The organism is Barnesiella sp. (assembly GCF_022723415.1).
GTDB lineage: Bacteria > Bacteroidota > Bacteroidia > Bacteroidales > Barnesiellaceae > Barnesiella > Barnesiella intestinihominis.
In genome coordinates, this window is record NZ_JAIJHU010000067.1 from 1 (window position 1) to 13,178 (window position 13,178).

Here is a 13,178-nt window from a genome sequence, read left to right on the forward strand (position 1 = left end):
ATTCCGAGACAGATTGAGGCCTATGTTGAAGCAGATTGGAGTCCGAGATATGCAGTCAATAGCGGGCTATTGACAAAAATCAAGGGATTCAAGATGCGAAACTGGGGCTCAATATGGCCGGAACATACCTGCTTGCAATGATAATATTATTTCTCAATAAATTTAAAACAGCTTCTAAGAATTTAGAACTGAAAATGTGGTGAAAAGAAAAATGTTATACCTTTGCATGAAAAGCGAAGATAGGCTGTATTTCGGGAGAATCCGATAAATTTGTTTCTGTCTTTGGTTTACGCTATTTTTGTAGTTCATTTATATCGGGGTTTTCCCCGTAGAAATTTTATAGAATAAGATTATCAAATATGATGGCAAAACCTTGTATCCCGAAGGGTACGCGAGATTTCTCTGTGGAAGAGATGGCGAAGCGTAATTATATATTCAATACGATAAAGCATGTTTTCGGCCTTTATGGATTCCGTCAAATCGAGACTCCGGCGATGGAGACTTTACAGACCTTGATGGGAAAGTATGGAGAAGAGGGGGATAAACTTTTGTTTAAAGTCCTTAATTCGGGAGACTTTCTTTCCGATGTTACCGAGACCGATTTAGAGGAGCGTAATCTCAACCGCTTGTCTTGCCGGTTATGTGAGAAAGGGTTACGATATGATTTGACGGTTCCTTTCGCCCGTTTCGTCGTGATGCACCGTAATGAACTGACGTTTCCATTCAAACGTTATCAGATACAGCCCGTGTGGCGAGCCGACCGTCCGCAAAAGGGACGCTATCGTGAATTTTACCAATGCGATGCCGATGTCGTAGGTTCCGATTCATTATTGAACGAGGTGGAACTCATTCAAATGATAGACGAGGTTTTCGCCCGTTTCGGAATACGGGTCGCTATTAAATTGAACAATCGGAAGATATTGAGCGGGATAGCCGAGTGGATAGGTGCTCCCGATAAGATAGTCGATATTACGGTCGCTATCGATAAGCTCGATAAGATAGGATTGGATAAGGTGAATGACGAATTACGGGAAAAGGGTTTGTCCGAAGATGCCATCGCCCGATTGCAACCGGTGATTCTGTTGCAGGGGAGCAACGAAGAAAAGTTACAAGTGTTGCGTAGGGAATTATCCGCCTCGGAGGTGGGATTAAAAGGTATAGACGAGTTGGAATATATTTTACGAAAACTATCCGCTTCGTCTCTGCGAGCATCGTTTGAAATCGATTTGACTTTGGCTCGCGGACTGAATTATTATACGGGAGCTATTCTCGAAGTAAAGGCTCTCGATGTGCAAATTGGAAGCATTACAGGGGGAGGCCGTTATGATAATTTGACGGGAGTGTTCGGCTTGACGGGAGTTTCCGGTGTCGGTATTTCTTTCGGGGCCGATCGTATTTTCGATGTACTCAATCAGCTCGATTTATACCCGAAGGAGTCGATGGAATCGACACAAGTCCTGTTCGTTAATTTCGGAGAGCGGGAATGCGAGGTTTGTCTGTCTCATTTAGCCCGGTTAAGAGCTGCCGGTATACGGGCCGAAATTTATCCCGAAGCCGCTAAGATGAAGAAGCAGATGGGATATGCTGATTCCACAGGCGTGGAGTATGTCGCTTTGGTCGGTGAAAATGAAATTGCAGCAGAAAAAATCACTTTGAAAAATATGACTACGGGCGAACAGTCCCTGTTTACCATCGATGAGGTGATAGCTCTGTTCGCATAGCGGTTTCTTTATAAAATAGGTATCAATAGAATAATAGAATAGATGAAATCTGAGGTAGAATATTCCGGGTTTAGCGAATCGGAAGTATTGGCCAGTCGGGAACGGTATGGAGAAAATATATTGACTCCTCCGGCTCGTACGCCTATGTGGAAATTGTTTTTGGAAAAGTTTTCCGATCCGATTATTCGTATTCTTTTAGTCGCATTACTGCTTTCTGTCGCTGTTGCGGTTTATCATATCGCTACGGGCGAGGCCGGCATGTCGGCGTTGTTCGAACCGGCAGGTATCGCTTTGGCTATATTGTTGGCGACGGTTGTCGGCTTTCTTTTCGAAATGAGTGCGGCTAAGAAATTCGATATTCTCAATCAGGTAAACGACGATCTTCCTGTCAAGGTCATACGAGGCGGACATATGTTGGAGATACCCAAACGGGAGATTGTCGTGGGCGACATCGTTATGTTGAATGCCGGAGATGAAATACCTGCCGATGGAATTTTATTGAGTGCTGTATCGGTGCAGGTGAATGAATCTTCTTTAACCGGAGAGCCGATGGCGACTAAAACGACGATAGAAGCCGATTTCGATAAAGAAGCCACATACCCTTCCAATGCCGTGATGAACGGCTCTACGATGTTGGGTGGATACGGTGTCATGCAAGTGACGCAAGTGGGCGATGCGACCGAATATGGTAAGGTATATACCGGTTCTCAGATAGAAAATAATACGCAAACGCCCCTCGATAAGCAGCTAAATACGTTGGCTTCGTTTATTACAAAAGCGAGCTACATTATCGCTGCCGTTATTTTTATAGCTCGAACGGTTATTTACCTGACAGAGCACCCCGTTATCGATTGGTTATTGTTCGGAAGCTATCTGTTATCGACGGCGATGATAGCTGTTACGGTTATCGTCGTGGCTGTCCCCGAAGGATTGCCGATGAGTGTCACGCTCAGTTTGGCGATGAGTATGAAGCGTATGCTGGCGAATAATAATCTGGTTCGTAAAATGCATGCTTGCGAAACGATGGGTGCGGCTTCGGTGATTTGTACCGATAAGACCGGAACTCTCACGCAAAACCAGATGAGAGTGCATGAGGCGGCTTTCGATTATATTCCTGAGTCGGGAGTGGAGGACATTATTTTTGAGAGTATAGCGGCAAACTCGACCGCTCATTTAGATAAGGCTGCCGGCAGTGTGAAAGTGTTGGGCAATCCTACCGAGGGAGCTTTGCTGCTTTGGTTGGCCGACCGGGGAGTCGATTATGCAGCGTTGCGTCGTCATGCAGAGGTAATCGAACAGTTGACATTTTCTACCGAGCGTAAGTATATGGCTACGGTGGTTCAGTCTCCGTTGTTGAATCACCGGGTGCTTTATGTGAAAGGTGCTCCCGAATATGTGATGAATTTCTGTTCAGATCGGGTTACTTCGTCAGGAAATGTTCCTATGACCGATAGCCGTCCGATGCTGGAAGAAAAGCTGTTGCAATACCAAAATCAAGCCATGCGTACTTTGGGGTTTGCCTATGCTTTGGTCGAGCCCGATGAGGTGTGTTTCATCGCCGGACACTTGGCTCCCCATATCAAATTGACTTTCTTAGGTATCACAGCCATTGCCGACCCGGTTCGTAAGGAAGTGCCTGCGGCAGTTTCCGACTGTTTGAATGCGGGGATAAAAGTGAAAATCGTAACAGGCGATACCCCGGCCACAGCTCGTGAAATAGCTCGCCAGATTTCGTTGTGGACACCCGAAGACGGAGATCGTAATATAATTACAGGCCCCGAATTTGCGGCTCTCGACGATAAAACTTTGTTGGAACGTATCCCCGATTTGAAAGTTATCGCTCGGGCTCGTCCAATGGATAAGGAGCGACTTGTACGTTTGTTGCAATCGCAAGATGAGGTCGTTGCCGTTACCGGAGACGGAACGAACGATGCCCCGGCACTCAATGCTGCGCAGGTGGGGCTTTCGATGGGCGACGGGACATCTGTCGCCAAAGAAGCGAGCGACATTACGATTATCGACAATTCATTCGGTAGTATTACCAAAGCGGTGCTTTGGGGACGCTCGCTGTATCGTAACATACAGAAGTTCATTCTTTTCCAGATGACTATCAATGTGGCCGCATGTTTGATTGTCCTTATCGGTGCTTTTTTAGGAACAGAGTCGCCGTTGACAGTCACTCAGATGCTTTGGGTAAATCTCATTATGGATACCTTCGCTGCTTTGGCATTGGCTTCCTTGCCGCCCGACGAGCGGGTTATGCGGGACAAGCCGCGTCATTTGAACGATAATATCGTTACCCGGCCTATGGCAGGAGGTATCATCGGGACTGGAATTGCTTTTGTGTTGCTCTTGTTCGGGCTGTTGCAATATTTCAAACATGTCGATATTACATCGCTCGCTCAGTTCGATCTGTCGCTTTTCTTTACCCATTTCTTTAACTTTGCGCCAGTTCCCGGAGGGCTTACCCGATATGAACTTACCCTTTTCTTTTCCATATTCGTGTTTTTACAATTTTGGAATATGTTCAATGCGAAGGCTTTTGGAAATGTACAATCCGCTTTTGATCGTTTGGCTTCATGCAAAGGATTTCTGTGGGTCACCCTCATTATTCTAGCCGGGCAGATTTTGATAGTCAGCTTGGGTGGAGCATTGTTCAGTGTGACTCCTTTACAACCGATGGACTGGGTGTATATTTTTGTGGCAACCTCGGCCGTTTTATGGATTGGAGAGATATATCGGTTGATACGGCGATGGATTGCATGAATTGGTGAGTAAAAAAAGTAAGCCAATTTTTTGTGTAGTATAAAATAATCCCTTATCTTTGCACCGCATTTGACAATCGGTCGGTGCGATACATAAACATGTTGGCGAGATAGCTCAGTTGGTTAGAGCGCATGATTCATAATCATGAGGTCCCGGGATCATGCCCCGGTCTCGCTACAAAAAGAGTGATGAATTTCATCACTCTTTTATTTTCATCAAAATGTATTACGTCTATATTCTTTATTCTGTTTCAGTCGATAATTAGTGGAGATTGTCCTTGTATATTCTACTCCCTCTCCTCAGAAACTATCGTTCTTCGGTGTCTCCCTTATATTTTTGCGCTACAAAAACACAGTGGAGGAGTATGAATTCAACTCTCCCTCTGCTCATCGCAGGTGAGATAGGAGGAGTGTAGGGCGAGGGGGTTAAATATCTGATATAAACGGACTGATTAAGGTGGTGCTTTTCAACCCCTCCGTCACTACGTGCCACCTTCTCTATATGGCTAACGCAACACCCCGTAATGCTACGGGACACGGCAAGGGAGAAGAACAAACATGATATATAGGAACGTATTAAGAAAGTATTAACCTCCTCCTCTGTGTTTTGCATAGCAAAATATAGGGGAGGTGGCACGTAGTGACGGAGGGGTTGAATATCTCCAAAAATCTATTCGGCTGCTTTTTTACCGTTTGCCGAGGAGTTCGTAACGTGGTTGCCAACAAGAGATTCTTTATTAAAATACAGGTCTATCCCCACGAATTTTTTACGGAATCTTTATCCTCGCACCTATGTAGGCTATATTCATGATATGGCTACACGTCTATTCTGTTTTAATCGGGGATATATTCAACACTTCTTTTACATGATAGACTCCGGTATATTCAGCGGCAAATCCCTCGTTCGATTTCCCGGTATCGATAACTTTTAGTTCGGCATATACCGGAGTATATGGCTCGGAATTGTTGCCGATAGTTTTTTCATATTCCTCTTTCAGTGTTCCCGAATCATCGATGATCCAATATGAGGTGGTGTCGCCTTCTGCGATAAAAGAGCGTACTTCATGTCCGATGACTAATTTCCCTTTTACTGTAAACGTAGTAGATATAGCTGGTTGTATCGGAGTCGCTGGAATGATACTTTTGGGACGTGTATATGTTTTAACCAAATCACCTTTTTTCAAAATCAGACTGTCTTCCGATAGTTTGAAAATTTTTAAAGTATCAGAGAATGAGATTGTTTGGTGATTGCCGATGCTTTCTCCCGATAGAATGAGCCGGTTGTCCTCTTGCGCCCAAGATTTATATTGAAGGGTGGCCATATTGATGGACGTTGCTTCTCCGTTTTCTTTCAGACTGAATCCTTGTATCGTATTTGTAGTACCCGGTACTGGTTCAATCCAATCTCCGGTTAAAGTAGTTTTGTCGTGACAGGCTGCACATAAAACAGCAATTGCAATGAAAGGAATAAAATTTTTCTTTTTCATGCTAAATCCGTAGTTTAAATGAATATTTAGTAAAGGTAGCAAAAATGTATGATGGATATTGTAAATACTATCGAGGAAAGGGAGACTTTTGAAGGGAAATAGCGTATTTAAAAAATTTTAATATATAAAGACGCAGTATTATATTCTTTTCTCCAATTATTTATTGAAGTCGCATATAGTAGATTTAAAAAATAGAGATATGAATGCAAAAAAGATGTACTTGTCGGTATTCTTGGGAGTTTTATTATTGTCTTCTTGTAAAACGGCGAGAGATATGGTATCGGAAAATGATATTTGTGGTGAATGGAACGTGGTAGAAATTCAGGGTGAACCGGTTCGGGCTCAATCGAACCCCTTTATCGGATTCGATACGAAGAAAGGGAGAGTATATGGATATAGCGGTTGTAACCGTATAATGGGGAGTCTGGATCTTTCCAGAGACAATAAAATAGAATTGGGTCATATGGCATCCACTCTCATGGCTTGTCCCGATATGGAATTGGAAGGAAAACTTATCGAAGTGTTGTCTACGGTAAAGAACGTTAAACGCGCGGGTAAAAATAAAATTGCCCTGTATGCTTCGGATAAAGAACCTGTCATGTTATTGAGTAAGAGGTTTTCGGTAGTTCCTTTATCTGAATTGGAAGGAGAATGGGATATTGTTAAAGTGTATGGAGATACTTTATCTACCGATTTGGAAGTGCGACCGGGTGTCAAGTTTGATATTGCTGACGGTCGAATAAGTGGAAACTCGGGTTGTAATCGTATAACAGGGGAATTACGGAGTGATGAGACCGTAGAAAATTCTATCTCTTTCCACGGTGTGGCTGCAACTCGTATGATGTGTCCCGATATGGAGACAGAGAAAAACATACTTTCAGCTTTGAATAATGTGAGGACTTATGGCATACTCGAAAATGGGAATTTGGTATTTTTTACTGCTGGCGGTGCAGCGGTATTGGAATTGAGGCGGAATAAATAACTTTAACTATGATGTGAGAGGAGGCTGTTCTATATTATTCAAGAACAGCCTCCTTGTTTTACTACCATTTTGTTTCTTGCTGGGTGATTTCACCGTCCTCCATAGTACATTGTTCGAGACTACCTTCTTTTGCCTGAATGCAGATGTAGAGCATTTTTTCGGTTGATGTGCATCGTATGGAACGATTGCAGGCTGTGGCTACACGGACAATCGATCCCTCGGCAATGGGGAAAGCCGTATCGTTTACTTGAAAGTCGCCGGCGCCACTGAGAATAATATAAATTTCTTCGTTTTGTTTATGGCTGTGAAAGAAAGGTGCGGCTTGGCCGGGCTCTATTGTCCCGAATGAAATTTCGCAACCGGTTGTACCGACAGTGTCTTTGAGGAATTGTTTACCATTGAACTCGGCGAGTTTTCCGACAGATGTGTGGGTAAACTTTTCTCCTGAATTGATTTTTGTGATTTTGTCCATCGTTTTTTTCGTTTTAAGTTTACTTCGATTATCGTTAATAACTTTTGTTTTTTCAATACAAAGATGAATTTTTGCAAAACAATTTGCAAGAAGAAACATCGATATTAGTAACTTACATAAATGTAACCATTGCAGGAAATCAGTCATGTAGAAGTTGTTAAATAAGCTGAATTTTTATGCGAGCTCCGTAGAAAGCGTTACATGTAGGTCGAACGATAGGTAGTTTTTTCTCTGTGGGTCTATCGGGTTGAGATACAATATTGCATATCGTACTGAAATATATTTGCAAAATTCGGTATACGATAATGTAATACATGTTATATATCGATTCATATTGCTGTCATGTTTTCGTATTCTTTTGCTTTTACTTTTGCAGCGGAAAGAAAAAGGTAAAAATATATGTATAAAAGCGGATTACTGGCGGTTGTTTTAGGTTTTGTTTTTTCGATTCATGCATTGGGGATAACGGCTTCGGCAGGAAGTTTGATTACCGGAGAAGTCAGAGATAAGAAAAGTGGAGAGGCGATTATAGGGGCCACCGTACAAATAGAGAATAGTTCGGTAGCGACAGCTACCGATTTGGACGGAAAGTTTAGTTTGAAAAATATTCCCATAGGAAAGCAGACGATTGTTTGCCGATATTTATCCTATAAGACGGTTCGGGTTCCGGTGAACGTGAAGCAGGGAGAGTCTATCGCGGGTCTTGAAATTGAGATGGAGGAAGACGGGGTCGCCTTGAATGAAGTCGTGGTTTCTACCTATCGCAGGAACGATACGGAGATGTCTTTGTTGGAAGGAATGAAAGCGCAAGTACAGGTAGCGAGTGGTATATCTTCGCAACAGATTGCCAAAACACTCGATCGTGATGCATCGGAAGTGGTGAAACGAGTACCGGGTATATCGGTAATAGACGATCGGTTTGTTGTGGTACGTGGATTGTCGCAACGGTATAATAATGTGTGGATCAATGGGAACAGTTCTCCGAGCTTAGAATCTGATAGCCGAGCTTTCTCATTCGATATGTTGCCTAGCTCTCAAATCGAGAATATGATTATCTATAAGTCTCCGGCTCCCGAAATTCCGGCCGATTTTGCCGGTGGATTTATTCGTATCTCTACCAAGAGTTTACCTTTGCGTAACTCCATTCAGATTGGTTATACGACAGGATTCAATACCAATACTCAATTTGTAAAAACGCGTCTGAATCCCGGCAGTACTACCGATTGGTTGGGGTTCGATTTGAACAAGAGACCTTTGCCGAATGGCATGCCTTCGCACATGGACGTTACCGGCAGCGATCCGGCGGAAGTTACGCGGCTTACACGCTCGTTTAATAACGATTGGCGGGTGAAAAGTTATTATCCGATTCCCGACCAACGTTTATCTCTGACGATTAATCGGAGGTTCGAAACCGAGGGCGGGACAGATATAGGTATGACTACCTATATCAATTATAGTAATACTTATAAAACGATACAGGATATCACGAATGCCCGTTTCGGTATTTATTCTTCGGATGCCGATAAGCCGGTGTATCTCAATGATTATGTCGATAACCAGTATTCCAACGATGTGCGATTGGGCGCAATGCACAATTGGGCTTTTGTATTTGACGGAAAAAATAAATTGGAATTCCGAAACCTGTTTAATATGTTGGGTAAAAACCGATTGACCGAACGCTCGGGAGAAAGAAATGTGAGCGGTTTGACCTATCGGGAAGAGACGGAGATGTTGTACCAATCGCGTCTGAGCTATTTGGGACAGCTGACCGGTAATCATTTTTTAGATGAGAAGAAGCTCCATTCTCTGGCGTGGAACATGGGATATAGTTATGCTTATAGAACCGAGCCCGACCGCCGGATAGTCGTTAATCAGGCTGGAATGAGCGATGGAGTAGACGTATCGCAGTTAAAAGTAGGCAATGAGAGCATCAAACGTTATTTCCAATCTTTGTCCGACCATGTGTTTTCGGGTAGTGTGGACTACAAGGGAACAGTTCCTATGGGCGAGATACTCTCTACGGTGAAAGGCGGATTGATATCCGAGTATCGTACCCGTAATTATACGCCTCGCGAATTTATCTATCGGTACGAGAATCTCTCTCTTGAAGAACGTGCATATTACCTGTATCTGCCTTATGAAGAAATGATGAGCGAGGATTGGTTGAGTGCCGATAAAGTCTTTATAGACGAGATTACCGATAAGAAAAATGCTTATGAGGCATACAACATATATGGAGCGGGATATGGCGCGATAGAATTGCCGATGGGTAAATTCAATGTTTATGCCGGTTTGAGGCTTGAATACAATCGGTTGAGAATGAAATGGGATAAATCTCAGTCGGCATCGCAAGTGTTGATGACGAGCCGCAATTATACCGATCTCGATTTATTGCCTTCGGTCAATGCCACGTACAATTTCGATGAGCGCAATTTGCTTCGTCTGGCCTATGGACGTTCTTTGAATCGGGCAGAGTTTCGAGAGGTTTCGCCGGCTGTATATTACGATTTCGATCTTTTTAATGAAATAGGCGGGAACGAGAATTTGAAGACGTGTAAGATAGACAACCTTGATTTCCGGTACGAGTTTTACCCGCAACGGGGAGAAGTCATCAGCTTAGGTATTTTCTACAAATACTTCAAGAACCCCATAGAATGGACCTTTATAGATATGGGAGGATCGCTGCGATATAATTATGAGAACGCACTTTCGGCACAGAGTTTCGGTGCGGAGGTTGAAATTCGCAAGTCTCTCGACTTCTTAGGAATGAGAGGATTAAGTCTTTTACTCAATGCTACTTTGATAAAGAGTAGAGTACGTTTCGACGAATCGGGTATTGTTAAAACCGAAGACAGGGAAATGCAAGGGCAATCGCCTTATATCGTCAATGCCGGACTTTATTATCAGAATGAAAAGTGGGGATTGATGTCGTCGTTGCTTTACAATCGTTTGGGAAAGCGTATCATCGGCATCGGAAAGTCCAACAGTACTACGAATGATGTGAGCGTGAATATCCCCGATACCTATGAACTACCGCGTAATAGTCTCGATTTCACGGTGTCTAAGAAGTTCGGTAAACTCGTCGAGTTGAAAGCCGGAGTGAAAGATATCATTGGTGAAAAAGTAGTATATAAGCAGTATCCGCAATTTTATGATGCCGAGGGAAAGTTACAGAAACGCGAACAGACTACGAAGTCGTATAAACCGGGACGTTCGGTGAGCGTAGGTATCACATTCAGTTTTTAATCCTTTTCTATAATACTAATCAAACAGAAAAATCAAATGAAAAAACGATTCAAAACAATTGCTTTTGTATGCTTGGCGACAATGGCGGTAGTAAGTTGTGACGAGAACAATGATAATCCCATTCCGAGTGGAGAGACTTTCGATTTGGGAGACGGTTCGAATGCTTACGAGATTTCGTCCAATATGACTTTGACCTATCCGAACACCTATAATTTGAGAGGGTTCGTTTATGTTACCGAAGGGGCTACACTCACTATCGAGCCGGGTGTAGTTATCAAAGGAGAGAAAGAGTCTAAGGCTACGTTGATTGTGGAGCGCGGAGGCAAACTCATTGCCGAGGGTACGAGCGAACGCCCCATTGTATTTACATCGGCGCAGGCTCCGGGTAAACGTAAGCCCGGTGACTGGGGCGGTATTATCCTTTTGGGTAAAGCCAAAAACAACATGGGAGAGCAGACTATCGAAGGAGGTGTCAGAAGTAAACATGGAGGTAACGACGATACCGATAACTCCGGTGTATTGAAATATGTGCGTTGCGAATTTGCCGGTATCGAATATTCGACTGATAATGAAATCAATGCCATTACGTTTGGTTCGGTGGGTAGCGGAACGACAGTCGATTATGTACAAGTCTCTTACTCGGGAGACGATTCTTACGAATGGTTCGGTGGTTCGGTAAATTGTAAACACTTGGTAGCGTTGGGAACTTGGGACGACGACTTCGATACGGATAACGGATTTTCTGGTAAATTGCAGTTTTTGGCTGCTTTGCGGAATCCGAAGATCGGGGATAAATCGGCATCCAACGGCTTCGAATCCGATAATTGTGCCGACGCTGCGACCGTTGAACCTTATACTTCTTGCGTGTTTGCAAATGTATCGATGTTCGGTCCGGTACTTGATCCGACGAATTATACTAATGAGGCTGGCGTAAATGGAAGTCTTACTGATGCTCGTTTTCAGGCTGCTATGCATTTGCGCCGCAATACACAGTTGAGAGTGTTTAATTCTGTATTTGCCGGATTCCCCATTGGATTAATCATCGAGAATGATAAAAACTCAAAGACTCAGACTCATGCCACCGAGGGGAAATTGGTCGTTTCGAATTGTGTGTTCGCCGGTATGGTTAAGAATTATCAAGATGCACAATATTGGGCGAATGGTACACAGTTCGATCCTTCGGATAACGGAGCTTTTGCAGATAGTTATTTCAATAGAGAAGGAGGCAAGAATATCGCTTATACGGCTATTGACGATTTGAAACTGCAAGGAGACCCTCAGAATTTGACATCGTTCTGCATGGTTCCTTCTCAGGACAGTCCGTTAATAAGTCTGTCCGCCGATTGGAGCCATTCTCTGGTTTCTTCCGGTTTTGAACAAGTGGCCTATATAGGTGCGTTCGGACCCACAGAGACCGCTGCTAATAATTGGACGACCGGTTGGACAAATATGGATCCGCAGAATACGGTCTATTGATAAAAGATTATCGATCTAATACTATTATGAGGATATTCCCGTTTATAAGGAGTATCCTCTTTTATTAATCATATATATTTATTTTTATGAATCAGGCTCGGTTTCGTATAGTTTCACCCCCATTTTTTTGATTTGTGTTTTAATGTCCAGCGGCATATTGTTGTCGGTGACGATTGCACTCAATTTAGAAACGGGGGCGATAAAGGCAAAACTTTTTTTATTGACTTTTGATGAATCGAAAACGGCGATAGTTTCTTTTACCATTGTAATCATCGTTTGATTGATATTTGCTTCTTCTATGTTGGGAGTAGAAACTCCTCGTTCCAAATTAAAACTGTCCACACCCAGAAATAATTTGTCGCAATAAAATATTTTGAGCGTGTTCTCGGCTATGGGACCGACCGTAGAGAGACTTGAATCTCTTAAATGACCGCCCAGTAAAATGACATTGAACCGTTTGTATTTACTTAATTCTATGGCTATGTCTATGGCATTTGTAATGATGGTTAATTGTTTGAACGAGTGCAGGTTTTTAGCAATTTCCATCGTTGTACTGCCTGAATCGAGAATGATGGTTTCGTTTTCTTGTATCAGTGTAGCCGCCATGCGCCCGATACTTCGTTTTTCTCGATAATGAAATCTTTTTTTCTCAGTCGTAGCTTGTTCTTCTGCAATGTTTAATTTCGGTAAACGTATTGCTCCCCCTCTGACTCGTATCAATAAATTCCTGTTTTCAAGCTCTTCTAAATCTTTTCTGATAGTAACTTCCGATATATTAAACATTTGGCTAAGGGAAGATACCAATATTTTGGGACTGCTTTTTAGAAGTTGTAGGATTTGCGCTCGGCGCTCTTTGGCTGAATAGTATGTTTCCATTGTTGCGTAGTTTAATGATAAGGTTTTGGGATAAAAATATTTCGAATCGAAAGTGCTTGTGCTTGATTTTAAACTTATACCAAATTATTTTATTACTAAGGTAGATTGTTTTTTTAGAATACACCATAATTTAATAAATATTATATCGATAAA

The 13,178-nt window shown here is 42.8% G+C and carries 8 protein-coding genes and 1 tRNA gene; 6 read left to right on the plus strand and 3 right to left on the minus strand.

What is annotated here, in order from left to right; translation table 11 throughout:
* The first annotated feature begins 362 nt into the window (after positions 1 to 362).
* The 3 genes from hisS to QVD32_RS11355 all read left to right on the plus strand — a co-directional run bounded on the left by hisS (position 363) and on the right by QVD32_RS11355 (position 4,664).
* Positions 363 to 1,721, plus strand: a complete 1,359-nt coding sequence (gene hisS / locus QVD32_RS11345; protein WP_118687407.1) for a histidine--tRNA ligase — start codon at positions 363 to 365, stop codon at positions 1,719 to 1,721.
* Positions 1,722 to 1,763: 42 nt separating this feature from the next.
* Positions 1,764 to 4,487 carry a calcium-translocating P-type ATPase, PMCA-type gene (locus QVD32_RS11350; protein WP_118687388.1) on the plus strand — a complete coding sequence of 908 codons (2,724 nt, stop codon included), beginning with the start codon at positions 1,764 to 1,766 and terminating at the stop codon, positions 4,485 to 4,487.
* Positions 4,488 to 4,590: 103 nt separating this feature from the next.
* A tRNA-Met gene (locus QVD32_RS11355) sits at positions 4,591 to 4,664 on the plus strand.
* A 646-nt stretch (positions 4,665 to 5,310) separates the two neighbouring features.
* On the opposite strand, the gene QVD32_RS11360 is transcribed toward QVD32_RS11355, so the two are convergent.
* On the minus strand, positions 5,311 to 5,973 hold the full coding sequence (locus QVD32_RS11360) for a lipocalin-like domain-containing protein (RefSeq protein ID WP_021891851.1): 663 nt from the start codon (positions 5,971 to 5,973) through the stop codon (positions 5,311 to 5,313).
* A 199-nt stretch (positions 5,974 to 6,172) separates the two neighbouring features.
* Between QVD32_RS11360 and QVD32_RS11365 the strand changes: the two genes are divergently transcribed.
* Positions 6,173 to 6,955: an META domain-containing protein gene (locus QVD32_RS11365; protein WP_021891850.1), complete on the plus strand. Its 783-nt coding sequence runs from the start codon at positions 6,173 to 6,175 to the stop codon at positions 6,953 to 6,955.
* Between the two features lie 61 nt (positions 6,956 to 7,016).
* Here QVD32_RS11365 and QVD32_RS11370 read toward each other — a convergent pair whose 3' ends face one another.
* Positions 7,017 to 7,427: a cupin domain-containing protein gene (locus QVD32_RS11370; RefSeq protein WP_021891849.1), complete on the minus strand. Its 411-nt coding sequence runs from the start codon at positions 7,425 to 7,427 to the stop codon at positions 7,017 to 7,019.
* Positions 7,428 to 7,826: 399 nt separating this feature from the next.
* Here QVD32_RS11370 and QVD32_RS11375 point away from each other — a divergent pair, with 399 nt between their 5' ends.
* A complete protein-coding gene (locus tag QVD32_RS11375) occupies positions 7,827 to 10,673 on the plus strand; it encodes a TonB-dependent receptor (RefSeq protein WP_287710225.1) in 2,847 nt (948 codons plus the stop codon).
* Positions 10,674 to 10,709: 36 nt separating this feature from the next.
* The gene (locus tag QVD32_RS11380; protein WP_195492762.1) at positions 10,710 to 12,149 is read left to right on the plus strand and encodes a beta-helix domain-containing protein; all 1,440 of its coding nucleotides are present in this window, start codon (positions 10,710 to 10,712) and stop codon (positions 12,147 to 12,149) included.
* 84 nt (positions 12,150 to 12,233) lie between these two features.
* Here QVD32_RS11380 and QVD32_RS11385 read toward each other — a convergent pair whose 3' ends face one another.
* On the minus strand, positions 12,234 to 13,025 hold the full coding sequence (locus QVD32_RS11385) for a DeoR/GlpR family DNA-binding transcription regulator (protein ID WP_021891846.1): 792 nt from the start codon (positions 13,023 to 13,025) through the stop codon (positions 12,234 to 12,236).
* Between the last annotated feature and the right edge of the window lie 153 nt (positions 13,026 to 13,178).